Below are 23,001 nucleotides of genomic sequence, written 5' to 3' on the forward strand. Positions count from 1 at the left end.
AGTAGTATTTTCAAAAGTTCAGCCTTGTCTGTTTGTGCGTACGTATAAATCTCGTTAACCTTGTATTAGCAACTTTCCCTGCCTGTTTTTATTCTGCCGCACCTTTCTCCGTACAGCATGATTACAACTACCAACCGTTCCCATTATAGCTGTGGCGTTTAAAGTATGCGTAAAATGGTTAAATGGGGGCTTTCATTTCGGGGTATTGAATGAAGACATTAATATTGTACCCCGTACCGGTTGTCGCATAGGTATTCCGGTACACTCTTCCCTTAGTGATAAAAACTGAAGTGCCCATTTTCCCGCTGGCCATCCATTGAGATCAACGTTCCCTGCTGTCATTAGACAGTCAGGTAGGTATTTATCACCTAAGCCAACTGCTTATGCGTAATCCGCTTGTTATTATTGTACCTGCAATTTGTATGTTGTTTGCAGCACTGCTGCCAGCATCCTTACTGGCCCAGTTTGTAACGCCGGGTGTGGTAAGCCCTTCCATTCAAACCATCGGTACGGGTACGGTACCCACTGCCCTATCCGCTACGGCGCCCGATGGCGGAACGGGTGACTATCCTTATACCTTTCAATGGCAGTCTTCCACCAATGGCAGCACCTGGACGGATATATCCGGGGCAACCACGGGCAGTGGTTATGCACCGGGTGCGCTGAGTGTTAAAACCTGGTTCAAGCTACTCACTTTTGAAAACGGCAATACCTATACATCCAATACCGTTACGGTAACTGTTGCTACACCGCCCACGCCTGGCACCTTATCGCCTGCCAGTATCAGCATCAACTACAATACATCGCCAGGACAGTTAAGTGGCACCGCCTCCACAGCCGGTAATGGTACCTTTGCCTATCAATGGCAAAGCTCGCCCGACAATACAACCTTTACCAATATCAGTGGCGCTACGGCACAAAACTATACACCGGGTAATTTGACTACCAATACCTGGTATCGCCGCGCGGTGAACAGCAATGGGATTACGGTGAATAGCAATGTGGTTACGGTAACCGTATATCCTCAACTGGTAGCGGGAAGTGTAACACCTGCGAGTGCATCCATTAACTTCTATACCAGTCCAGGATTACTAAGTGGTACGGCAGCAACTGGTGGTAATGGCAGCTACGCCTACCAATGGCAAAGCTCGCCTGACAATACAACCTATTCCAATATTGGTGGTGCTACGGCTCAAACCTACACACCAGGTAACTTGACTGCCAACACCTGGTATCGCCGCGCGGTAACGAGCAATGGAATAACCTTGAACAGCAATGTAGCGGCAGTTACGGTGTATCCGCAACTGGTGGCAGGTAGTGTAACACCAGCCAGCACATCAATCAACTACAATACCGCTCCCGGATTACTAAGCGGTACCGCTGCTACCGGCGGCAATGGTACTTACACTTACCAATGGCAGCAATCAACAGACAATACGACCTTTACTAATATCAATAGCGCCACGGCATTAAACTACACGCCGGGCAACCTGGCTGTTACCACTTATTTCCAGCGCGTGGTGACTAGTAATGGGGCGTGCCTGGAATCATTTTACCCCCTGATATTAAATTAGATAGTTCTTCCTTTTTGCCTCGGAGACACTGAATGTCTATAATATTCCTTGTAAGCATAAGTCAGAAGCTTATCTGAGTTGGAAATCTTTAGACGAGCAGTTGACCTTTATATCAGGTAGTGGTGGGATGCAGTGTGGATGAACGTTTCCCCTACCTTGTAGCGGTTAAAATTAGTTTTCTAATGTAGTAGTTCTAGTAAGCCAATAATACCTGGTCTAGACACAAAAAAACCCGGCATGCTACCATGCCGGGATCGCTTATAAATGCTATTAAAATGTTTATTGTTTGGCGGGCGTTTTAGGCGCAGCGGGTGGCGTAGTGCCAGGAACTGCTGCATCGGGCTTGGTAAGAGTAATGTTCAGTTTCTTGGCCACCAGTGGTAAAATATCATCACCGGGAGGGAAAGAAATAAGCTGCTCCTTGCTCAATATATAGGTAAAGCCATTCTCTTTGCCTACCGCCTGAGCAGTTTGTACTGCTTTTTTGCTGAATGGGCGCCAATAGTTCCTGCTCTCTTTGCTGCAGCATTTTAGGCGCTTCCTGCTGACTGAAATTAGCCGCTTTGAGGTAGGCCTCATTCAACTGACGGCGTTTTACCTGCTTTTGAGCTGACGTCCATTTAGCGGAATCTGCAGAGAAAATACTATCCAGACGTTGATAAGACTCCTGGTATTCATTGGCTTGTTGTTGCAGTGCATTTTGATAATCGGCCATATCGGCATTGGCTTTCTTAAACTCAGGCATCGCCACGATCAGTTCCTGCAGACTGATATACCCTATTTTGGTTTGTGCGCTTACCTTTCCAGCGGAAAGCACCAAGGCCAATACAATGATCACTAAAGAAAAACGCTTTTGCATGTTAGTTGTTTGTAGTTGTGTTTTATGTAAGTCATTAAAATTAGCCTTTTCGCTGCTTTTATAACAGATGCCGGTCACGCTATTTTAGTTGCATGTCCTTAATAATACCATCAATGCGGGTATTTAGTCCGGTATGCACCTTGTCAAAATTAGCCGCACTGTCGAGTTTGGTATTTACACTGAAATAGAATTTGATCTTGGGCTCGGTACCACTGGGACGGGCGGATATTTTACTGCCATCGGCCAGGATGAATTGCAATACATTTGATTTGGGTAGTTTGATCTCCCACTCCTCCCCTGTTTGCAGGTTCTTGCCTTTGCGTAATTCATAATCCAGGAGTTGTACAACCGGGCTGCCATTGATGGTTTGAGGTGGATTGCTTCTATAGGTTTCCATCATATCAGCAATTTCCTTCTGCCCATTCATACCCTTCTTGGTAATGGAGATCAGGTGTTCTTTAAAGAAACCATATTTCACATACAGGTCAATGAGTTTATCATACAGGGTATGACCTTTATCTTTTTCGTAGGCAGCCATTTCGCACAAGAAGGCTACGGCAGATACAGCATCTTTATCGCGCAATTGTGAACCGATCATGAGGCCATAGCTTTCTTCACCGCCGATCACGTAATTTTCGGCAGCTTCTTTTTCTTTGATCAGTTCGGCTATCCATTTAAACCCGGTAAGTACATTGTAACATTTGATATTGCTTTGGGCGGCAATATTGTCGATCATATCGGTAGTCACAATGGTTTTTACTACCATATCATTGGCCTGTGCAATACCTTTGGCCTTACGGGCTTCAATGAGGTAATTAAAAGCCAGTACAGCGGTTTGGTTACCATTCATCAGCACCCACTTACCCTGATTGTCTTTAATGGCAATGCCTACACGGTCGGCATCGGGATCGGTACCCAATAAGATATCCGCATCCAGGGCCTGGGCTTTCTTTAAGCCAATGCTCATGGCTTCGCTCTCTTCGGGGTTGGGATATACTACAGTGGGGAAATTACCATCAGGCACGGCTTGTTCCTCAACAATATTGACATTGGTAAATCCAAAACGTTTCAACACTTCGGGCACCAGGGTAATACCAGTGCCATGGATAGGGGTATAAACGATCCTGAGGTCATGCTGTTTGGCTATGACTTCGGGATACACGCTCAGGCTTTTCACCATCTTGATATACGCCTCATCCATGTCCTTTCCAATGGCAGAGATATTGGCTTCGCCACCTTCCCATTGCACATCATCTACGGAAGCGATCTTCTCCACTTCCAGGATCACGTTTTTATCGTGTGGCGGCACCAGTTGCCCGCCATCATTCCAATAGGCTTTGTAGCCATTGTATTCTTTGGGATTGTGGGAAGCAGTACATACTACCCCACCCTGGCAACCCAGGTGACGGATAGCAAAAGATAATTCGGGTGTAGGACGCAAAGCCTCAAATAAGAATACTTTAATGCCATTGGCGCCCATTACATTGGCTACGATCCCGGCAAAGAAGCGGCTATTATTGCGGCTGTCATGGGCTATAGCGATCCGCACCACACCACCGGGATATGTTTTTTTTGAGGTAATTGGCAAACCCCTGGGTGGCCATACCCACGGTATATTTATTCATGCGGTTGGTGCCCACACCCATAATACCGCGCAAACCTCCGGTTCCAAATTCGAGGCTCCTGTAAAAGCTTTCGGTTAATTCATTGGGATTTTCGGCTTGTAATTTCCTGACCTCCTCTTTAGTGGCCTGGTCGAAATTACCAGTCAGCCATGTACTCACTTTGTCCTGTATTGCTGCATCCATATTCGTACTTATTTTAATAGTTGGGGGACTAATATCGTTACAATTGACAATATTACAAAACAGGGCCACATTTTTATTGTAAATTAGCCGCCAATAAGTTATCATTAAATTTGGCTGTGCTTTCCTGTACAATACCTACCTCAAAATGGCTGGCAGTGCTGCTAGCGATATTGATATGCCTGTCGGTCCCGGGTCAGGAACCTGCTATCGGCAGTTGCGAATCGGCAATCGGCAGTCGGCAGTTGGCAATTTACAAACCTCAATCGATCCTGGATCACAGTGGCAATTGGCAATCCTCAATCGTGGGTAGATCCGGGCTTCTGGCTGCTTCCAGGCTGGTTTCGGGCTGGAGCGGCTTTGATACGCTTTCCAAGCCTGCTGTTAATAAAAGCGGTTGTGGCTGGTAGCCGGTACGCATGTGGCGCTGTGGGGGCTCGTATATAGCGCTCAACAAGGCCTGGTATGCAGACTATCCTAAAGAATCGTTCCATTTTTTTAATGACAACGGGGAATGGCTGCAAATGGATAAGGCAGGGCATGTGTGGACAGCCTACCAGATGAGCCGGGTATCGGGGGCTTTGTGGAAATGGGCAGGGTTGAGTGCTGCCAAAAGCGCCTGGCTGGGGGGTATCAGTGGGGTAGCCTATCAAAGTATTATCGAGATCCAGGATGGCTTTTCGAGTGAATGGGGTTTTAGCTGGGGGATATGGCCGCCAATGTAACCGGCTCGGCGCTCTACACTGCACAGGAATTGCTATGGCATGAACAGCGGTTACAGGTAAAACTGAGCTACTGGCCCTACGATTATAGCAGCCCGGAACTAAAAGCCCGCCGCGACCAGCTTTTTGGAAAAAGCATCCAGGAAAGAATGTTGAAAGATTATAATTCTCAAACGTATTGGCTGAGTGCCAATATCCACGCTTTTTTGCCAGATACCAAATTACCTAAATGGCTCAACCTGGCCGTGGGGTATTCCGCCGAAGGCATGCTGGGCGGCATGGAAAACAAATGGACGGATAAAGGAGGTACGGCATACAACCGGTGGGATATAGCGCGTACCAGGCATTTTTACCTAAGTCCCGATATAGACCTCACGAAGATCAAAACGAAAAGCAAGTTCCTGCGCTCTGCTTTCTTCATCCTCAATATGATCAAGATACCCGCCCCTACATTGGAGTTGAGCTCAAAGGGCAAACTGCGTGGACATTTGGTATACTTCTGATGTTTTTACACGCGCCCGAAGCATCTTATGCAAAATTGTTTTAATTTGAAAACAATGATTATCTTGCGGACTAACCATTAACATTTATGAGCGGGATGCCGAAATGGTAATTTGCCAATTATGGAAGCAGCTACTACTTCATCTAATTCTAACAACTTAAGGGTTGTATGGAAGCAAAAGGAAGGAACCTCCTCTCCTGATCCTATCATTGACGCCTATTTAAAGGGGGTAGAAGCTGGTAAAACTGAATACACCCAGGTACTCACCTCACAATTTGCTACCAATATGAATGAGAGTGGCGATGCCACAGAAAAGCTTTTAGGTGAATTAGAAAAACAAAACATAACTGTACATGCAGTTTTCCTGAAAGCGGATGGTATTACCTCCTTTGAGGTTCTATTCGTTGTAAGTGAAAAAGACTTTGTAGCTGATGATTTTCGATCGGTATATACAATTGCCCGGCAAATAAAGAACGAGTATCTTAAAGACAACTATTACATAGCCTTCTCCTTTATGCCTCAATCAAACAACTTTAACGAAAGCTACCTAATAGATGATGGTTACTCATGGAAGTACGCTAAAAAATAAGGACCGGTTTGAGCATGGAGAACATAATGAAGCTACCTGTGATTTTTTAGAAACAAAGAAGGAATTCTCTGACTGGATAATTACTACTGCCTTTTATGCATCTCTTCAATTTGTGAGTTATAAAATATTCCCTTTTTCCGTCCCTTCAATAAGTGGAGGGAAAACCAATATCAAAACGATTGAAGAATTCCAAAACTACCGGAGTCATAGAAATGCGAATAAGCATCAGTTATTGGCAGATCTTGTAGAAAAGCATTGCCGTGAAATTTCAGAAGACTATAACTGGCTGCTGGACCTTTGTATGAAGGCCAGGTATGTTCAATACCAATTTCCGCCAGAAATGGGCAATAAAGCCAGGACTTTAATGAAAAAGATCAAAAAGCATTGTTCCCAATAATACAGTTTTAAAGGATCAATCTACAATCAGCAGCTGGCAACCGGTTTGTGTGGACGAGCGATGGGGTTCGCTGTTGTCGCCCACCAGGTAGGTCATTCCTTGTACAAGTCTGAAAATACGGCCATCGGCCAGCTCGGTATCCATTTCCCTTCCAGGCAATGAAGTACATGGCCTTTAGTGCACCAATGATCGGCCATATAACCGGCTGAGTAATTGACCCTGCGCACGCGGATATTACCCATCATCACCACCTGTCGTACGAGGGAGCCCTGCTCGCCCGGTGCCTCTTCCCGGGGAATAGGCGACCAGTCGATAGTTTGGAAGTTGAAAGGTAGTATGTCCATGGTGTATGTTTTAGGCTTCCATTTCCTGCGCCCATTTGTCGCGGTCATCAGGCGGTACTTTCCAGGGGCGAAGTTGTTTTCGATATTGCCAAACATGCCATTCCATTCCTGGGGGCATTGCTTTCTTCCATGACAAGGGAGCGGCGCAGTTCGAGGATGATCTCCAGGGGACTGATGCTTACTGGGCACTCTTCCACGCAGGCGTTGCAGGTAGTACAGGCCCTCAACTCTTCGGTAGTGATATAATTGTGCAAAAGGGATTTACCATCCTCTTTAAGGCCGCCATTGGCATCTATGTTCTTGCCTACTTCTTCCAGGCGGTCGCGGGTATCCATCATGATCTTACGGGGCGAAAGGAGTTTGCCGGTAGTGGTGGCGGGGCAGGCGCTGCTACAGCGACCACATTCGGTACAGCTGTAGGCGTCCATTAAATTGCGCCAGCTAAGGTCCATTACGTCTTTGGCGCCAAATTTACCGGGAGGCGCTGCATCGGTAGGGGCCATTTCGGGCTGCATGGCATACAATACCTCATTTTGAATTTCGGGCATATTGCGCATCCCGCCCTTGGGCAATAAACGGGTATAATAAGCATTGGGAAATGCCAATAAGATATGCAGGTGCTTGGAATAAGGCAGGTAATTGAGGAAAGCAAAGATACCCAGGATATGCAACCACCAGCAGGCACGTTCTATTGCTACCAGGCCTCCATCGCTAAAGCCATTCAATAAGGGCTGCAACCATTGGGAAACAATAAAATTGCCGGTTACATGATCTGCATAATGACCATACCCACGCGCTTGCAACAAGGTATCGGAAGCATTGAGGGTGAGGAAGAGGGTCATGAGGATGATCTCGGTAATGAGGATATAATTGGCATCGCTGCGTGGCCATCCATCGAGGTCGTGGCTGATAAAACGTTTTAATTTGAGGATATTCCTGCGAACCAGGAAGGCAACGCATACAGCCAATACACCGATAGCCAGTACCTCAAAGGCGTTGATGAGGAAATTATAAAAACTGCCCAACCAACCGGCAAAGAGGCGGTGGGTACCTACTACGCCATCAATAAATATCTCTCCTACCTCAATATTAATGATGATAAACCCTGCATAAATGATAAAGTGCATGAAGGCCACCAGGGGTTTGCGGAACATTTTCTTCTGACCAAAGGCCAACAGGAATACATTTTTCCAGCGGTCGGCGGGACGATCATTGTAATTCTCCTCTTTACCCAACAGGATATTCCTGCGGATGGCAATGACTTTGCGGGAAAATAGCCAAATGGTGATAGCGGCGGCAATAACAAAAAAATCTGCTGCAGGTATGACATGCCTTGATAGATTGGTCACCGCTAAGATATGCCTTATGTGCGAATTAGGTAATGTATAAGGGGGTAAATCACATAAGTGCAGCACAGAAGCATAAAATTATTAGTTTTGGCAAAACTTCAGTATGGCAAAGAACTATATCCTGGATGCAGATACGGCGCACCGAAAGATGCAAAGGATGGCTTATGAGATAGTTGAGAATAACCTGGATGAAAAACAGCTGATACTGGCCGGCATCCGGGAAAGCGGCAGTGTGATAGCCAGAAATATTCAGCAACTGCTGAAACAGATCAGCAATTTGCCCACTGAATTGATCACGCTATCGCTGGATAAAAAGAAACCTGGCGAAGTAGTGGTTACGCCCACGATGGACTTTACAGATAAAGTAGTGATCATTATTGATGATGTGGCCAACAGTGGCAAAACCCTGCTGTATGCCATGAAACCTTTACTGGCTTTTCACCCACGCAAAATACAAACGCTGGCCCTGGTAGAGCGTACGCACAAAACATTTCCGGTAAGTACGGATTATGTGGGCCTGTCGGTAGCCACGACCTTACAGGAGCATATTTTTGTGGAAACAGAAGGCGATGCGGTGATAGGGGCGTATATGGAATAAGATGTACTGTAGATCAACAAAGCCAGCCGCTTTGAAATAGGCGTCATCCCGGCATGCGCCGGGAAGGCTGGCGACTGAAGAAGCGACCCACCCCAAGACCGCTTCGACCACTTCGGCAGTTTCGACAGGCTTAGCCACGCGAAGCGGGTAAACGCTGAAAATCGACAAATACAGGCTGACGCCACCTCAGGGGCAAGATCACCTTACAATTTCTCCGCTGCGTCTTTATGGCGCCACATTCTCCAACCCTGGATAAGGGCGGTAATGGCAAATATGCCGCCAATGACCCAATTCAAGACATTTTGGTTGGCATTGAGTTTGTCGACCATCAGGTGACCACCCAATATAAATATGCAATTGCCCAATAGGGTACCAAACCCAATGCCTAATATATAGGTATTGTAATGATCATTGCGGGGCAGTAATACTTTTTTAGTAAACAATACGGTACTCCATCCAAACCAGAAAGGGATTTGCATGGGATTTACGGCGCTCATGGTAAGGCCCAGTAAAAAGCGGTGCATGGTGCTGCTAAGGATGATATTTTTCCCTTCGCCCGAAGGGTTGGCCGCAGCAACAAAAGTGGTTACGGCCAGGGCTACGATGATCAGGAGGGTAAACCATTCCAACCAGCGGAATAGTTTTTTTGTTTGCGCACCCAATCCATCGCCACCAGGGACAGCCGTACATACACCATTTCCACCAGCAATGCACCCAGGGCAAAATAGAACGCCGGCCTGAGGCCATCGGTGACGGATAGCTGCATGGCAGCTACATTGAGGGTACCAAGGGGTAAGGTGCCCAGGAAACTGATGAACAGTCCCGTAATAAATATGCGTAACAGTTTCATGTTAATGTTGACACTAAACGGATCACTTGGGCATGGCAGCCAGTTTTGCCGACCATTCTTTATCCTCCCTGAACATTTGTACCCCTTCTTTCCAGGTAAGATAGGGATGCCCGCGCTGGTGGTTCATACGGCTGATACGGCCCAATATAAACCAATGCCGTACAATTTCCTTCCAGGCAAAAAACAGGGAATGTTTTGGATCATAGATATGGGTAGGTTCGGCTCCTGCGCCATTGACCTCAATAATGGCAAAATTGCGTCCTTGCTTTAATTCTTCCAAAGTATTATAGCGAATATCCAACCTGCCGAAATAAAATTCAGGTATTTGTTTACAAATGCCATCGATCATGGCTTCCAATCCGGCATCAATCAAATGGGAGTGATCCAGGAAAAGGGAACCCCTGGCATGGTTGCCATAAGGCGAAACGATCAGTTTCTCCCCTGCCGGCAATACTTGCTGCAAGCCCTCGCCATGCATGCTTTCCAGGCTGCTCATATACATCAGTGCCCGCTTGTTTTGCAACAATAACGCACGTATGGAATGTTGCCCATCGCCGGTTACAGATAAGAATTCTTTTTAACGATGCCTGATATCTTTCCTTTGGCTTCGCCGGGATAGCGGTAATAGAAGATGCCCACTTCATTTTTCCAGGGCACATATTCCTGTATATGGAAATCGAGGTAAGCCTGGGCTACATAATTGATGACAGCGGTTTCATCGGCCAATACTTTTACGCCGCGCCCACGCCCACCTACATTGGGTTTACCAATGAGGGGAAATGCCAGTCCCTGGCGCATTAATTCATTGATGACAATGGAACCATTGGCAGGTATGGCAAAAAGGCTGTTTTAGGATGATGTTGCTGCGGTATCAGGGCTACCACATCTTCCTTTGATTCATTGAGAAAACCACCATTCTTAATACGGGGATTGGCTGCTGCGAAGAAGAATAAAGACCGTGCACGTAGACAAATGAAGAACCAAACAGGATAGAGCCATATATAAACAGGTGTAAAACTCCAGTATTCCCAGTTCAATAGTCTTATGAAGAAAGGTCGGTGCAGGATTCTTTGGAAAACATTCATTATCGGCCTACCATTGTTTTTCGATTGCTAATTCCTGCGCAAAAGTCTGGTTATTTTTAAATCCAGGTAATGCATATCGGTGGAATGTGCTGTTATAACGACAGCTGTAACGCTTACGGTAAATACTTTCCCATCGCGGTTCATCATCAGGTCATTCTTTTCATCGCCATCGCCGGTGAACTGATGGAAATGCAGGATATCTTCCAGCAAGGGGGTTCCTTGTTGGCGAAGCCAGGATTCAAACCATTGCTGGCGTTTGCGTATCACCTCCTGGTTGTATAGGGTAACCGAGCTCCAGATATAGGGCCGGGAGGTATCCAATGCCTGTTCATACTTCTTCTTACCATCCCAGCGGCATTCGTACAAAGCTCCATCTTCCCAAATGATGGCAGTGAAGGGTTCTATATTGTCCAATGACAGGGTGAGGAAATAATGATAAGGCATGGTACTGTTGAGCAGCTCCAGCAAAACCAATCCCCTGCTTTTGCGATAAGGCGGTTGTGGTGTATGGGCTACCCACCCTCCATTGAGGAATACAATGGCATTGCCATTTTCATGGGCGGCTATCCAGGTGCCACCAGCATCGGCATCTTTGGGAAACAAGAACCTGCCCGGGGAGAGATCATATACAGCGGGCGCCAATGCCGGCGAACGCCCCTGTTTCTCATCCCGGTTAGAAGTAAGGTATACTTTATCTGAAACTGGAATGTAGGTTACTGTGCACATTGCTTTTTATACTTGACCGTGGAGGAAGCGACACCAAAATTTTCAGGTAAGGTGATGGTAGCAACCTCCGTTAATCCTACCCGGATAAGGGCCATATGGTGAATGGTATGTTCCAGGTTATAGGCTATTTCCGGAAATAATTGGTTTGAATAGTGATGGGTTGAGTAGCATGATCATCATAGGTAGCCTCCAGGGTAAGTTCTTTATTGGATTTACCAAGGCCACCATGTATTTCGTGCAAGAGGCGACTGGCCAGTTCCTTATTGGTTTCAATATCCTGATCACGCTTCCTTTTTCATAGTTCACGGTTCCCTGTTCATATCCTTTTTCCAGGCATTGAAACAATTCAATTACATGACGCACATGCTGCCCAATAGTATTATTGAACAATGTTTTACATGGTTGAACATACTCTTGCTGAGAGATTTGCACGAGAGACTCAGAAAGCTGTACGAAGACCGTATTGACAGCTTGTTGTAATTGCATCGGTCGGTTTTATTATTTGCAAAATAGCACTAATTCAGCTTCCCGCAACGATCTAACTGATTTTTAATCAACACCTCATGCACGATCACACCCTTTTGGCAAGCACCCGGACGAATACGGTCAGCTTATCGGAAACCGTACTTGTTCGGCCAACGGTAAAAGGTTTTCTGCGCATCCCCAACTTCCCTTCCAGCCAATATCCGTCAGTGGTGGGAATAACGGAAAATGGGAAAGAAAGGGGTAAGGATATTCCTTTGATAGTCAGGGTACCTTCCATAAAAATGTGCCAGCCTTTCTACCCTGGGCGACTTTCGTGGATACGAACTTTATTTGTGGATAGTTAGTACAATCCAAAAGACTGGCTGGCGCAAATGCTCATCCCGTTTGTGGTTACCAGTGTTGACAGAAGCAGCGTCCAACTGTACATCAAAAGCGCTGTTTTCAGGCTGCGCGGGGTCAAATTGAATGATTCCCTGCAAACCAGTAAAGGAACCTTTTACTTTAATGCCCAGGTTTTTGATGGTAAAACTGATCTGGCAACTGTCATTTACCGGAATATAGGACTGAGCTTGTACAATGGTGCACCATATTATGCCTATCAACAACACAACCATCTTTTGATCATATATCCTGTTCCCCGTTTCGCTAAAAATATTCATCAAAGACCAACCCTCCTCTACCTTTCATCAAAATCATTGTTATACCCTTATTTCTTCCTTGTTGCCACGTGCAGGGTTATGCTCACGCTATCGGCAATGGTATTGTTGCCTCCCACTTTAAAATCGCGGCGATTGATCCTGAAGCTTGCGTCGAACAAATACCCGTTTTCTGTAGCTGTTGCCGTAAAGGGGAAGCCGACCTCTTTCGTCACATTCCGGATGGTTAGTTTGCCCATCAGGAAGAAAGCGCCTGGCTGCCCGGTGGTAGTGAGCCGGCTACTGGCAAAACTGATGCGTGGATACTGTTTTACATCGAAATAGTCTTCGCCCCGGAGATGGTTATTACGCAAATTGATGCCCGTTTCAATAGAGCTTGCATCCACGCTTACCAGGAAACTACTGGAAGGCAGGTTGGCCGCATTAAATACAATGGCCCCTGCAAGCCTGTAAATGTACCGGTAACTCCCAGGCCAAAGTTTTTAACCCTGAACTTAATAGCAGACGCATTGTCGGCCGGTTCATATTCCTGGGCAGTTATTGTAACTACTGCCATCAGGCAGGCCATTACCAATGGTATCTTTTAAGGTTATACATGAACTATATAGATCTGACTGCTGGAAAATTGAGTGGTTGATCAAAAGTGGAAGGCTATGCCCAATCCAACATTGTTTACTTTGTTGCGAAACCGGTCATTCAATGGTCCATTGGGGATCATCTGCTGCACCTGTTCTGTTTTATATTCTACAAACAAAAACTGGTAAATAGCTTTCAGTTGCCAGTGTTGAGTAATAGCATACTTTACGAAGAATTCTGAATTAAGGCTGCCCCGGTCATGGTCACCGGTAAGTAATAAATTGAAAGCTGCCGGCTTTACATGGCTGTCGACGGTACTGGTTCCATTACTGGTAAAAATGCCAGCCGTTTTACGACCGAAAGTAAAGCCAATAACATCAATATTAAAGCCAGCATACCATTTGGGGCTTACCTGGTAACCCAGGTTGGCCGTCAGGTTGATAGTATGTGTTAATGGTCGCTGCACGGTAAGGGTGTCGAAATTGGCTTCCTGTTGTCCCGCAAAAAGATGATGAAAGGAATGGTAAAGGAGCGGGTATATTTGGCGGGGCCTGCGGTGATAAAATCCTTTTGGTACCCCAATAGGTAGTCCACCGGCCGCCAATGCCCATTTCAAATTTCCGTTTCCTGCCAATCTTCCAGTTGTGTACATAGCTGGCAGCCAGGCTGCCCTGGGCATTGCCCACGGTACCTGAAAGGTCAACAAACCGGTTCATACGCTCCACTTTTGCCTGGGCCATGGTACCTGTAGCCAGGCAACAATTAATTGCCAATAACAGCCATTTATTACTCATGATTTTAGTTTTAGTAAGCGTAATAATTGTGCCCGGTAAATAATGAGGAGTATCAGGCAACAGGTAAAGGTGATTACGGCATAGATAAACAAAACGGCATCGCCATCAAACACTATACCCAGTTTGGTGAGATGGAAAAAAATGGCGCCGGCCATCAGGCCCAGTCCCAATCCAGCACCATATACTGTAGTACGTGGATTCAGCAACAGGATGGAGGCTATCAGTTCCAGCACACCTGTACCTATACGCCCCCAGGGCTCCATGCCCAATTCGGTAAACAGCTTTACAGATTGGGGGTGGGCGGTAAACTTAAAATAGAGGGTTTGTAATAAGATCAGGGCAGCGAGCAGGCGCAATACCCAGGTGAAAATGGCAAGTAATTTCATGATGTTGTTTTTGCAGGCTTACTTAAAATTCATCCAATGCTTGTCGGCCTCCCGCTTCAGGTTCACTTCATCCTTATTCCAACTGGTGAGGGTATTGTTGAAAAACTTGTTATAGAAGAGGTACAGTTTCCCGTCCAGTACTTTAAAGGTTTTGGGGTCAATGCTTACCTTCTCCCCTTTGCTCCCATGGCATAGGCGCACCAGCCACCGTATTGGGGTTCATATTTGGCAGGATCTTTCTTAAATGCATCTTTATTGCCGGTGGAAGAAAAGTAATAGGTAACGCCCTGGTGATACAAGGCATTGTCTTTACTGCCTTTTTACGGCTTTTCCCAGGTTAAAATAAGCTACGGGGTCGTACCCTGGATAGCCAGCCCGTCTTCTGTATTAAACTGTTGCGCACGCGCCTGGGTGGCGTCCTGTGAAAAGGCAGTCCCTGCCAACAGCAACCAGCCTACCAGTAACCCTACTTTTGCATGACAAATTGGTTTATTAGAAGTACGAAAAATAAGTTCAGAAAGTTCATCCTGCTGCAATATCCCGGGAGAATGTCCCGGCTGCAAGCTTCCTACTTCAAAACTACTTCCGTCTTTACCCTTCTAATTGTCACCTACCCGACATTTGCCAGCTTTTGCAATTTTTTCACATCCGGGAAAAAGATCTCCTGCCTGTTATAGACCAGTAAGCCATCTGCGGATAATTCGCTGATGAGGGTGGTAATGGTTTGGCGGCTGGCGCCAATGAGCTGGGCTATATCTTCATGTGTGAGATAATTGGGAATATGCACTTCGTCAGTCACCTGATCTGCCAGGTGCTGCAATACCAACTGCCACAAAAATTGATCAACCGCGTCCGCACATCCTTATTGAGCAGGTTCACGAGCCTGTTTTCGATGGTGCGGAGTTTGGAGCCCACCTGTTTGCTGTACTTTAAGGCCAGTTGAGGTTTTTGGGCCAGTAATTGTTCAAAAGCTTCTACTGTGAAGGCACAAAGGCTTACATCTTGCTTATAAGCCTGTGCAAATTCGCCTTGGAGGTTATTGCGCTCCAGGGTAAGCTGACCGAATATCTCTCCTTTTTCGATGATCTCTTTGATCACTTCATTGCCCTGCTCATCAATATAACCAATGCGTACATGGCCTGCTTTCAGGAAATACAGTTTATTGTGGTGAAAGGCTTCAAAGTAGATATAGTCGCCTTTCCTGGCTTCAATAAAATTATGCACTACATTGAGTGCCTCATATTCCTCATCAGAAATATGTCGCCAGAGGTCGTAGCGACGGATCAATAAAAGTTTTTCGTCAGAGAGCATATCAGTCGTCATTCCGGATTTGGGATAATGTAGCCGGGGAATGGTCTGTTAAAGTTATTGACAAATAGCGCCTGTTGCCATTTTTTTATACACATTGACAGGAAGCAGTTCGCGTGCCCTTAGCTAATGCTGTAAGCTGCCTTTAGAATTCTGTATTCTGAATTCTAAATTCTTCTCAGTAGATTTACACCCAAATTAGTATGGCATGCATGTACCAACAATGGCCGAGATGATGGCCAGCAGCACTACACCGGATATATTGTTTTGGGTAGGATGTGCGGGCAGTTTTGATCAACGGGCCCAAAAGATCACGAAGGCTTTTGCGACGATCCTTTCTAAAGTGGGGTATAATTATGCTATTATGGGCAAGGAAGAAATGTGTACAGGTGATCCTGCCCGCCGTGCTGGTAATGAATTTATGTTCCAGATGATGGCCTACCAGAATATTCAGTTACTGAATGGCTATGGCATCAAGAAAATAGTGACCACCTGTCCGCATTGCTTTAATATATTTAAAAATGAATATCCCGCCCTGGGCGGTAGTTATGAGGTGATCCACCACACTACGCTGTTGCAGCAACTCCTGGATGAAGGTAAGATCGTATTACAGGGTGGTGGTCCTTTCAAAGGAAAACGCATTACCTATCATGACAGTTGTTACCTGGGCCGCGCCAATGATATTTATGAAGCGCCCCGTAAGGTACTGGAAGCGCTGGATGCGGAGCTGGTAGAAATGAAACGCTGCCGTAGCAAGGGCCTGTGTTGTGGAGCAGGGGCGCTCAAATGTTCAAGGAAGAAGAAAAGGAAGTACGCGCATCAACTTCGAGCGCAGTGATGAAGCCCTGGATACGGGCGCCCAGATCATTGCGGCTGCCTGCCCCTTTTGCAATACGATGTTAACGGATGGCGTAAAAAATAAAGAACAAGAGCAAAACGTACAGGTAGTAGATGTGGCGGAGCTGATCGCACAATCACTTTGACCATTTCCGTATCTTTGCGCCATGAACTGGAATTATCAACCGCTGTTACCCGCTGATTTTGCACCTGACTCCCGCGTTTGGATCTACCAAAGCAGCCGCCTCTTCGCTATGGGCGAAGCTTTACAGGTAGAGGACCTGCTCAATGATTTTACCAGTCATTGGAAATCACATGGCACGCCTGTAAAAGGTTTTGGCACTTTGCTCTTCGGACAATTCATCGTATTGATGGCCGATGAACAGGCTACTGGTGTAAGCGGCTGTAGTACAGATAGTTCTGTTCGCCTGATCAAACAAATTGAAGAACTCTATAAAGTACTCCTGTTCGACCGCCAATTACTGGCTTTCCAGGTAAAGGACAAAGTACAACTCCTCCCCTTGTCTCAACTGCAACATGCGATAGACAATAATTTTATCAGTGCTGATACGCTTTACTTCAACAACCTGGTACAAACCAGGGAGGAACTGGAAACGAAATGGATGATACCGGTAAAAGATAGCTGGCTCACGCGCCGCATTGCTATCAAAGCATAAGTATACAACCCCAATGCATTATTCATTCAAAGCAATACCTGGTTTTGTAGCAGCCCTTTTGCTGTTGAGTTGTAATGACGGAACAGACAAGCACAACCAGGGCATAACGCCATCCGTGGCTCCCATACCCACCATTAATTACGCGGTGGTGAAACCCTTCCCGCATGATATTACTTACTTTACCGAAGGGCTGCTGGTATACAATGGTCAACTGTTTGAAAGTACTGGTTCGCCCGATGATCTGCCGTATACGAGATCCCTGGTGGGTAGCCTTGATACAGTTACGGGGAAGATGAACATCAAAGTTGAGCTCGATAGAAAGAAATATTTCGGAGAAGGCATTGTGATCCTGAACAACAAGTTGTACCAGCTCACTTATAAAAACCGTACCTGTTTTGTATACGATGCTCAAACGTTTAAACGCATTGGCCAGTTTAGTTACAGTAATCCTGAAGGCTGGGGCCTTACCACCAATGGTACCGAGATCATTATGAGTGATGGTACGGATAAATTAACCTTTCTGCATCCTGATCAATTTACACCAGTCAAACAACTGGCAGTAACGGAAAATGGGTCACCCCGCAATTACCTCAATGAACTGGAATACATCGGCGGTTTTATCTATGCCAATATCTGGCTACGCGATGAGATCGTTAAGATTGACCCGGCCAATGGGAAAATAGTGGGCAGGCTTGATCTTAGTTCACTGGCCAGGGAAGCGAAAGCCAGGCAGGCCGAAGCAGGCGCTTTGAATGGTATTGCCTGGGATGCTGTAACGGATAAAATTTATGTAACGGGGAAATTATGGGCCAATTTGTATCAGATCAACTTTCCGCATTAAAAGAAAGGCAACGAGGCATGGAGGCACCGATCAGGTTTTGAATTGACCTTGCAACCCGCTTGCTCTTCGAGCCAGCTCCTGTAGATCAATTGTCAATTCTTTTGTTTTGAATTGTTATATTTAATAATTTAACAGGAGATTTCCAAAATTACTTTCACCCTCTGCAACAAACCGTAGGGATAAATTCTTTACTCAAAATGGTTTGTTATGCGTCTTATTACTACTTTTATTTTTATCGGCCTTATTATTTCCTTGCAAACAAAGGGTCAATGCATGCCACCTGTTCCCATTCCTATACTGGCCTGTGGCACTGGCACGCCCCTGACCAATGGGGTTACGATCAATACCGGGCAAACTTATTTCTTTAATGGTGTGGGTGGCAGCTTCTCCAATATTACCATCAACGGTGGCACCTTATTGTTGTGCGGTACAGCCACGCTTACCAATACCAATTTCACCAGCGGCCAAGTGGTCATCAATGCAGGTGCAGCAATAACATTTGGAGGGAGTTTTAATACAGGCCCCAACAATAATTTCTTCAATTCGGGCACGGCAACCTTCAATACCACTGTAAATGTACAAGGCAGTAATACTTTTGTGTACAATGCAGCAGGCGCTAACATCAATGTCACCAGCGCCTTCGTTGTTTTTAATAGTGGTCTGTTCATTAACAATGGTGCGGCTACCGGCAACGATATTACACTCAATGGAGGCGCTCAGGTATGCCTGGGCCCGGGTTCCATTTCTCAAACGGTTAATATTACTTCCAATCAAACCAATGCTGTAACAGCGCCTGGCGGCGTAGCCTGTGTAAGCTACAGCAACTCTTTTACGGGCAACAATGCAATTACTGCAACTTCCAACGTACATATATGTCAATTAGCCGGTGCCAGCAACCCTGTTCCCGTGGTAGTGGGCGCTGCTGTGGTGAGCAACCCCTGCACCAGTTGCTCAGCTTTATTACCCTTAAAATTACTTTCCTTCAAAGGACGGCAACTCAATGAGCAGGCCGAACTGGAATGGATCACCACCTGGGAAGAGAATGTACAGTCCTTCATCGTTGAACGCAGCAAGGATGGGGTGATCTTTGAAAATGCGGGTGAAGTAAAGGCCCGCAATCAGCCATCTACTTATAGGTTTAACATACCACTGGCAACAGGTGGCTATTTCAGGTTAAAAATGGTAGACATTGATGGCAGGTTTACCTATTCTTCCATCGTGAGGATAAAAGCAATCATAGCGGGCCTTCAATTAACCGTTTTATCCAATCCCGTCACCAAATCCTATGCAGCTATTTCCATTGCTGTAGACAGGGCCCAAAACGGCGACCTGCTAATTGTTGACAATATGGGAAGGCCCATCAAGAAAATGCCACTCAACCTCAGTTCCGGGGCCAACAATTACCGCATTGACCTCAACGGGGTCAACGCCGGCAATTATTATTTGTATTTCAACGGCAAGCTCGACAGATCGTCCACCGTGCAGTTGGTTAAACTATAGCCTAATCCGCTCTTCACATTAATACAACTAAAAAGTGTTGCGGCTTCCGCAACACTTTTATATTTTGCAACCGGTCTTGCGCCACCCCATGTTTACCTTCCATAAAAATACTTTTTCCTGGCACTGCTACTCTTCGTAATTGAAGTACTGATAGCCTTGTATTTGAATGATCCCATTATCCGGCCCTATGTAGGCGATCTTTTAGCAGTGATACTTGTGTATTGTTTCCTGAAAGCCTTCCTGAAAATACGGGTATTGCCAGCCGCCATGGGCTCGCTGCTCTTCGCTTACCTCCTGGAGATCCTGCAATACTTCAGCCTGGTTGACCGGCTTGGTCTTGGCCATTCCCAACTTGCCAGAACGCTTATCGGCAGTTCCTTTGAATGGATCGATCTCCTGGCTTATACAGCGGGAATAGCCATCGTACTGGTGATTGAAACCAAAAGAACCAGCACCAAGGTCAGGCAAACCCTATAATAGGTTTGCCATGAATGGTTGACAGGAATATTTCCTGACCTATTCCAGTTTAGTTTGGTCACCAGTCCCTATATTTGCAACACTGTTGAATTAATCAGATTGACGGGTGTAGCTAAATACAAGCATTTTCTGGCGGCAGGGCTCCTGCTGGTCTATCTCTTTATAGCTACTCCGGTACATTGGTGGCACCAGCATGGCGGGGTCAGGGAAGTACTTTTCCTGCTATTGGCCACAAAGGGGTAAACAGCAGTTAACAGTGCATGCTGTTGGAAGCTATTCTACCAATTGCAGCATCTGCTCCCACCACTATTCAGTACATGCTGCCACTACTACTTATTGCCTTCAAACAGTAAACCAGGTTTACCCTGTCACGCATGCAGCGTATACAGCGTCGGTTCATTCACTACCTACCTGGTCTTTTTCCAATAAAGGCCCTCCTGCCTTCTTTTCCTAAGCTTTCGTATAACCTATCTCCATTTCCCGGCAGGTAACTCCTGCTCTATTGCTATTGCCAGTGCATGAGCCAGGGATAGGGGGAAACCATTTTAACTATTCAAGCAACTCCACTGCATTATGAAGTATTTTTGATGGCCGTAATGTCCATCTGCCTGGGTATTCCGGCATGGGCGCAGGTTCGTTTTCCGGGTACAGTATTGGATACCGCTATGCATCCTGTGCATGGCGCCACCCTGCACATCAGCAATCAATGGGTCAAAACAACCACTACCAGCAATACGGAAGGGGCCTTTGTCTTTGAACATCTGGCCCCAGGCTCATACGCTATTACGGTTACTGCTATTGGGTACGAGCTTTTTACCAGCTCTATCAACCTGACTGACAGCCTGGCAAAAACCAGTTACCTGGTCAAGCTATTCCTTCAATCCCGGAATTGCAAACGGTGGAAGTATTGGGGCGTAGTGCCACCGGCTATACCAGCGCCTATTCATTTGCTGCCACCAAAATGGCTACGCTGACCAAGGATATCCCGCAGGCCATTACAACCGTCACCAAGGAACTAATTGCCGACCGGCAGGCTTTTCAACTGGCCGATGCACTTAAAACAGCCAGCAGCGTTACGGCCACCAGTTACTACAACCAGTTTACCATTCGTGGTATCAGTCAAAACGAAGAAGGGGTGATCCTGAATGGTATGCGCACGCGGCAATATTACTTCAATCAACCGCTCACGCCTCATATCGAAAGGATCGAGGTTATCAAAGGGCCGGCCAGCGCCACCTTCTCCAGTGTTGATCCAGGGGGTAGTATTAACCTCGTTACCAAAAAACCGTTGGCTGTTGACCGCAAGGAGATCAGTCTTAGTGTAGGCAGCTTTAGCACGATCCGGGGTACGCTTGACTTTACCGGTCCGCTCAATAAAGAGAAAACGCTTTTGTATCGCTTGAATGGCGCTTGCCAGGATGCCAATAGCTTCCGGGACCTGCAATACCAAAAAGCCCTATTGCTATCTCCTTCTTTTTCTTATATACCCAACAACCGTACTTCTATTAATATCGAACTGATCTATAGTAATATTAATTCCCGGCTCGACCGTGGACAAGCCATCTTTGGCGCTACGGAAGGAAAGACGAATCTCAATAGTACGGCTGCTAATTTCAACATGGGTGCTCCTAATGATCACTTTAAGTCGAAGGAGGTTATTTTCACGGGCAACCTGTCGCACAAGTTCAGCAACCAGGTGAGCTTTACGGTTTCGTATATGAAGCAAAACTGGACGGAAGACCTGCAAGAGCACCGTACGACGAATGCTTTTGCTGTAGACATCAACAACCAGCCCATCCCTACGCTGGCTGCTATGCAAATGGTGCAGCGGCAACAAAACTGGAGTACGGATAATGTGAACGGTTATTTTACGATTACGGCTAAAACAGGCGCCTTGCAGCATAACCTGTTGATCGGTTATGACCTCACGCATACCCGCAAGCTCAAAGGGGGCGGCCAAAATGCGGCAAGGGGATTTTTGCTTACCAACGGAAAAACGGCGAATACGTACAATCCAGCCAATCAGGCACAATACCAGGTGATCACGGTAGATGGCATTCAAATGCCCAAGCCCAATGTAGACCATTTTAACCTGGCCAATCCGGCCTATCTCATCCGTAATATCAATGATTATGTATTTACCAAAACAGCTTTATCGCCCGCGCTTATTCAATCGGATGCTGTCTATATCCAGGAGCAACTAAAATGGAAAGGATTCCTGTTATTGTTGGGCCTGCGGAGTGATTGGTTTTCGGATATTACCAATTACAAGGCCGACAACACGATAAAGGTGAATCAATACCGGGTAGTACCGCGCGTTGGGCTCACGTATGCGCTTACACCGGATATGAATGTGTATGGTACGTACCTGGAAGGATTTCAGCCACAGGCCAATACGGTAACGTTGTTACCGGTAGCGGCGCCTGCAGGCAGTACGTTTGACCCAATTACCAGCAACCTGAAGGAGGTGGGGATTAAAACCACCCTGTTTAAAAACAGGATACAACTCAATGCCGCTTTATTTGAGATCAATCAACGTAACCTGTTGATGAGTGCCAATGACCCGGCCAATCCCGATCTATTGGTAACGCGGGGTGCAGAAAGAAGCAGGGGATTTGAAATGGACCTGGCAGGGTTTATCAGCTCCAATTGGCAGCTCAATGCCTCGTACAGTTATATTGATGCTACTATCCGCAACGATAAAGACGCGGCCTTAATAGGTGCACGGAAACAAAACACGCCCATTCATAGCGCCAACCTGTGGATGCGGTACAATATAACGCAGGGGATGATCCTGAAAGACCTGGGTGTTGGCCTGGGTCTGCAATGCAGTGGCGATAAAGTGCCCTGGTTTACCAGGAGCTTTAAAGTACCGGCTTATACGCTGCTGGATGCAGCCATCTATTACACGCCCAATAAAAGCAATATGCAACTGGCGGTGAACATCAACAATATCACCAACAAAGCCTACTGGATAGGCGCACAAAACTACCTGCGCTTATTTCCAGGGGCGCCTCGCAACTTACTGTTGACAGCTACTTACAAATTTTAAACTATTCAGTA

36 protein-coding genes are annotated in these 23,001 nt (G+C 46.3%); 16 read left to right on the forward strand and 20 right to left on the reverse strand.

All coding sequences use genetic code 11. The annotated features are described in order from the left end of the window. Positions 1-422: 422 nt before the first annotated feature. Complete coding sequence (locus tag RS881_RS39565) at positions 423-1,574, forward strand: DUF8696 domain-containing protein (RefSeq protein WP_315815809.1); 1,152 nt, start codon at positions 423-425, stop codon at positions 1,572-1,574. 391 nt (positions 1,575-1,965) lie between these two features. Here RS881_RS39565 and RS881_RS39570 read toward each other — a convergent pair whose 3' ends face one another. The 3 genes from RS881_RS39570 to RS881_RS39580 form a co-directional block, all read right to left on the reverse strand. Further along, positions 1,966-2,433: an OmpH/Skp family outer membrane protein gene (locus RS881_RS39570; protein WP_315815810.1), complete on the reverse strand. Its 468-nt coding sequence runs from the start codon at positions 2,431-2,433 to the stop codon at positions 1,966-1,968. A 79-nt stretch (positions 2,434-2,512) separates the two neighbouring features. Further along, entirely contained in the window at positions 2,513-3,985 is a 1,473-nt protein-coding gene (locus tag RS881_RS39575) for a phospho-sugar mutase (protein ID WP_315815811.1), read from the reverse strand. Beyond that, positions 3,960-4,241: a hypothetical protein gene (locus tag RS881_RS39580; protein ID WP_315815812.1), complete on the reverse strand. Its 282-nt coding sequence runs from the start codon at positions 4,239-4,241 to the stop codon at positions 3,960-3,962. The genes RS881_RS39575 and RS881_RS39580 overlap by 26 nt, the downstream gene beginning before the upstream one ends. A 416-nt stretch (positions 4,242-4,657) precedes the next feature. Between RS881_RS39580 and RS881_RS39585 the strand changes: the two genes are divergently transcribed. The 4 genes from RS881_RS39585 (at position 4,658) to RS881_RS39600 (ending at position 6,448) form a co-directional block, all read left to right on the forward strand. Next, the gene (locus tag RS881_RS39585) at positions 4,658-4,963 is read left to right on the forward strand and encodes a DUF2279 domain-containing protein (RefSeq protein ID WP_315815813.1); all 306 of its coding nucleotides are present in this window, start codon (positions 4,658-4,660) and stop codon (positions 4,961-4,963) included. Then, a complete protein-coding gene (locus tag RS881_RS39590; protein ID WP_315815814.1) occupies positions 4,948-5,463 on the forward strand; it encodes a hypothetical protein in 516 nt (171 codons plus the stop codon). The genes RS881_RS39585 and RS881_RS39590 overlap by 16 nt, the downstream gene beginning before the upstream one ends. 120 nt (positions 5,464-5,583) lie before the next feature. Next, on the forward strand, positions 5,584-6,051 hold the full coding sequence (locus tag RS881_RS39595; protein WP_315815815.1) for a hypothetical protein: 468 nt from the start codon (positions 5,584-5,586) through the stop codon (positions 6,049-6,051). Continuing rightward, positions 6,017-6,448 carry a hypothetical protein gene (locus tag RS881_RS39600; protein WP_315815816.1) on the forward strand — a complete coding sequence of 144 codons (432 nt, stop codon included), beginning with the start codon at positions 6,017-6,019 and terminating at the stop codon, positions 6,446-6,448. Before RS881_RS39595 ends, RS881_RS39600 begins: the two co-directional genes overlap by 35 nt. 92 nt (positions 6,449-6,540) lie before the next feature. On the opposite strand, the gene RS881_RS39605 is transcribed toward RS881_RS39600, so the two are convergent. Together RS881_RS39605 and RS881_RS39610 are read right to left on the reverse strand one after the other, a co-directional pair. After that, complete coding sequence (locus RS881_RS39605) at positions 6,541-6,792, reverse strand: DHCW motif cupin fold protein (RefSeq protein WP_315815817.1); 252 nt, start codon at positions 6,790-6,792, stop codon at positions 6,541-6,543. A 47-nt stretch (positions 6,793-6,839) separates the two neighbouring features. Further along, positions 6,840-8,141 carry a 4Fe-4S dicluster domain-containing protein gene (locus RS881_RS39610; RefSeq protein ID WP_315815818.1) on the reverse strand — a complete coding sequence of 434 codons (1,302 nt, stop codon included), beginning with the start codon at positions 8,139-8,141 and terminating at the stop codon, positions 6,840-6,842. A gap of 103 nt (positions 8,142-8,244) precedes the next feature. On the opposite strand from RS881_RS39610, the gene RS881_RS39615 reads away from it, so the two are divergent. Continuing rightward, the gene (locus RS881_RS39615) at positions 8,245-8,739 is read left to right on the forward strand and encodes a phosphoribosyltransferase family protein (RefSeq protein ID WP_315815819.1); all 495 of its coding nucleotides are present in this window, start codon (positions 8,245-8,247) and stop codon (positions 8,737-8,739) included. Between the two features lie 203 nt (positions 8,740-8,942). Here RS881_RS39615 and RS881_RS39620 read toward each other — a convergent pair whose 3' ends face one another. From RS881_RS39620 to RS881_RS39645, 6 genes are all read right to left on the reverse strand, one after another. Further along, positions 8,943-9,368 carry a hypothetical protein gene (locus tag RS881_RS39620; protein WP_315815820.1) on the reverse strand — a complete coding sequence of 142 codons (426 nt, stop codon included), beginning with the start codon at positions 9,366-9,368 and terminating at the stop codon, positions 8,943-8,945. Then, the gene (locus RS881_RS39625; RefSeq protein ID WP_315815821.1) at positions 9,347-9,589 is read right to left on the reverse strand and encodes a hypothetical protein; all 243 of its coding nucleotides are present in this window, start codon (positions 9,587-9,589) and stop codon (positions 9,347-9,349) included. Before RS881_RS39625 ends, RS881_RS39620 begins: the two co-directional genes overlap by 22 nt. 22 nt (positions 9,590-9,611) lie before the next feature. Beyond that, positions 9,612-10,085 (reverse strand): hypothetical protein, encoded by a 474-nt coding sequence (locus RS881_RS39630; RefSeq protein WP_315815822.1) that lies wholly within the window; start codon positions 10,083-10,085, stop codon positions 9,612-9,614. A gap of 62 nt (positions 10,086-10,147) precedes the next feature. Beyond that, entirely contained in the window at positions 10,148-10,387 is a 240-nt protein-coding gene (locus tag RS881_RS39635) for a hypothetical protein (protein WP_315815823.1), read from the reverse strand. Continuing rightward, entirely contained in the window at positions 10,387-10,674 is a 288-nt protein-coding gene (locus RS881_RS39640) for a hypothetical protein (protein WP_315815824.1), read from the reverse strand. The genes RS881_RS39635 and RS881_RS39640 overlap by 1 nt, the downstream gene beginning before the upstream one ends. Positions 10,675-10,701: 27 nt before the next feature. Then, on the reverse strand, positions 10,702-11,400 hold the full coding sequence (locus tag RS881_RS39645; protein ID WP_315815825.1) for an NRDE family protein: 699 nt from the start codon (positions 11,398-11,400) through the stop codon (positions 10,702-10,704). A gap of 145 nt (positions 11,401-11,545) precedes the next feature. On the opposite strand from RS881_RS39645, the gene RS881_RS39650 reads away from it, so the two are divergent. Then, positions 11,546-11,701 carry a hypothetical protein gene (locus RS881_RS39650; protein ID WP_315815826.1) on the forward strand — a complete coding sequence of 52 codons (156 nt, stop codon included), beginning with the start codon at positions 11,546-11,548 and terminating at the stop codon, positions 11,699-11,701. A 270-nt stretch (positions 11,702-11,971) separates the two neighbouring features. Here the strand turns inward: RS881_RS39650 and RS881_RS39655 are convergent, their stop codons facing one another. The 3 genes from RS881_RS39655 to RS881_RS39665 form a co-directional block, all read right to left on the reverse strand. Further along, on the reverse strand, positions 11,972-12,163 hold the full coding sequence (locus RS881_RS39655; protein WP_315815827.1) for a hypothetical protein: 192 nt from the start codon (positions 12,161-12,163) through the stop codon (positions 11,972-11,974). Between the two features lie 49 nt (positions 12,164-12,212). Continuing rightward, positions 12,213-12,494 carry a YceI family protein gene (locus tag RS881_RS39660; RefSeq protein WP_315815828.1) on the reverse strand — a complete coding sequence of 94 codons (282 nt, stop codon included), beginning with the start codon at positions 12,492-12,494 and terminating at the stop codon, positions 12,213-12,215. Positions 12,495-12,592: 98 nt separating this feature from the next. Further along, entirely contained in the window at positions 12,593-12,928 is a 336-nt protein-coding gene (locus RS881_RS39665) for a YceI family protein (RefSeq protein WP_350339997.1), read from the reverse strand. Here RS881_RS39665 and RS881_RS39670 point away from each other — a divergent pair. Further along, complete coding sequence (locus RS881_RS39670; protein ID WP_315815829.1) at positions 12,881-13,129, forward strand: hypothetical protein; 249 nt, start codon at positions 12,881-12,883, stop codon at positions 13,127-13,129. The two genes, RS881_RS39665 and RS881_RS39670, sit on opposite strands and share 48 nt — an antisense overlap. Positions 13,130-13,179: 50 nt before the next feature. Here the strand turns inward: RS881_RS39670 and RS881_RS39675 are convergent, their stop codons facing one another. The 6 genes from RS881_RS39675 to RS881_RS39700 all read right to left on the reverse strand — a co-directional run bounded on the left by RS881_RS39675 (position 13,180) and on the right by RS881_RS39700 (position 15,609). After that, positions 13,180-13,734: a hypothetical protein gene (locus tag RS881_RS39675; RefSeq protein ID WP_315815830.1), complete on the reverse strand. Its 555-nt coding sequence runs from the start codon at positions 13,732-13,734 to the stop codon at positions 13,180-13,182. Between the two features lie 174 nt (positions 13,735-13,908). Continuing rightward, positions 13,909-14,298, reverse strand: a complete 390-nt coding sequence (locus RS881_RS39680) for a DoxX family protein (RefSeq protein ID WP_315815831.1) — start codon at positions 14,296-14,298, stop codon at positions 13,909-13,911. 18 nt (positions 14,299-14,316) lie between these two features. Then, positions 14,317-14,499, reverse strand: coding sequence for a YHS domain-containing (seleno)protein (locus RS881_RS39685; RefSeq protein WP_315815832.1), 183 nt, complete (start codon positions 14,497-14,499; stop codon positions 14,317-14,319). After that, positions 14,463-14,597, reverse strand: coding sequence for a YHS domain-containing protein (locus RS881_RS39690; protein WP_315815833.1), 135 nt, complete (start codon positions 14,595-14,597; stop codon positions 14,463-14,465). Before RS881_RS39690 ends, RS881_RS39685 begins: the two co-directional genes overlap by 37 nt. A gap of 311 nt (positions 14,598-14,908) precedes the next feature. Next, the gene (locus tag RS881_RS39695; RefSeq protein ID WP_315815834.1) at positions 14,909-15,097 is read right to left on the reverse strand and encodes a helix-turn-helix domain-containing protein; all 189 of its coding nucleotides are present in this window, start codon (positions 15,095-15,097) and stop codon (positions 14,909-14,911) included. Beyond that, the gene (locus RS881_RS39700) at positions 15,094-15,609 is read right to left on the reverse strand and encodes a Crp/Fnr family transcriptional regulator (RefSeq protein WP_315815835.1); all 516 of its coding nucleotides are present in this window, start codon (positions 15,607-15,609) and stop codon (positions 15,094-15,096) included. The genes RS881_RS39695 and RS881_RS39700 overlap by 4 nt, the downstream gene beginning before the upstream one ends. A gap of 205 nt (positions 15,610-15,814) precedes the next feature. On the opposite strand from RS881_RS39700, the gene RS881_RS39705 reads away from it, so the two are divergent. From RS881_RS39705 to RS881_RS39735, 8 genes are all read left to right on the forward strand, one after another. After that, positions 15,815-16,444: a (Fe-S)-binding protein gene (locus tag RS881_RS39705; protein ID WP_315815836.1), complete on the forward strand. Its 630-nt coding sequence runs from the start codon at positions 15,815-15,817 to the stop codon at positions 16,442-16,444. After that, positions 16,374-16,589, forward strand: a complete 216-nt coding sequence (locus RS881_RS61895) for a heterodisulfide reductase-related iron-sulfur binding cluster (RefSeq protein WP_425476310.1) — start codon at positions 16,374-16,376, stop codon at positions 16,587-16,589. The genes RS881_RS39705 and RS881_RS61895 overlap by 71 nt, the downstream gene beginning before the upstream one ends. 21 nt (positions 16,590-16,610) lie before the next feature. Next, positions 16,611-17,120, forward strand: coding sequence for a hypothetical protein (locus RS881_RS39710; protein WP_315815837.1), 510 nt, complete (start codon positions 16,611-16,613; stop codon positions 17,118-17,120). 13 nt (positions 17,121-17,133) lie between these two features. Further along, positions 17,134-17,961: a glutaminyl-peptide cyclotransferase gene (locus tag RS881_RS39715; protein WP_315815838.1), complete on the forward strand. Its 828-nt coding sequence runs from the start codon at positions 17,134-17,136 to the stop codon at positions 17,959-17,961. A gap of 207 nt (positions 17,962-18,168) precedes the next feature. Next, positions 18,169-19,461: a hypothetical protein gene (locus RS881_RS39720; RefSeq protein ID WP_315815839.1), complete on the forward strand. Its 1,293-nt coding sequence runs from the start codon at positions 18,169-18,171 to the stop codon at positions 19,459-19,461. 162 nt (positions 19,462-19,623) lie between these two features. Further along, positions 19,624-19,938, forward strand: coding sequence for a ribosomal maturation YjgA family protein (locus RS881_RS39725; protein WP_315815840.1), 315 nt, complete (start codon positions 19,624-19,626; stop codon positions 19,936-19,938). A gap of 587 nt (positions 19,939-20,525) precedes the next feature. Next, entirely contained in the window at positions 20,526-20,912 is a 387-nt protein-coding gene (locus RS881_RS39730) for a carboxypeptidase-like regulatory domain-containing protein (RefSeq protein WP_315824755.1), read from the forward strand. After that, on the forward strand, positions 20,846-22,990 hold the full coding sequence (locus RS881_RS39735; RefSeq protein ID WP_315815841.1) for a TonB-dependent siderophore receptor: 2,145 nt from the start codon (positions 20,846-20,848) through the stop codon (positions 22,988-22,990). The genes RS881_RS39730 and RS881_RS39735 overlap by 67 nt, the downstream gene beginning before the upstream one ends. Positions 22,991-23,001: the final 11 nt, after the last annotated feature.

The organism is Paraflavitalea speifideaquila (genome assembly GCF_032395985.1).
In the GTDB taxonomy this organism is placed as follows: domain Bacteria; phylum Bacteroidota; class Bacteroidia; order Chitinophagales; family Chitinophagaceae; genus Paraflavitalea; species Paraflavitalea speifideaquila.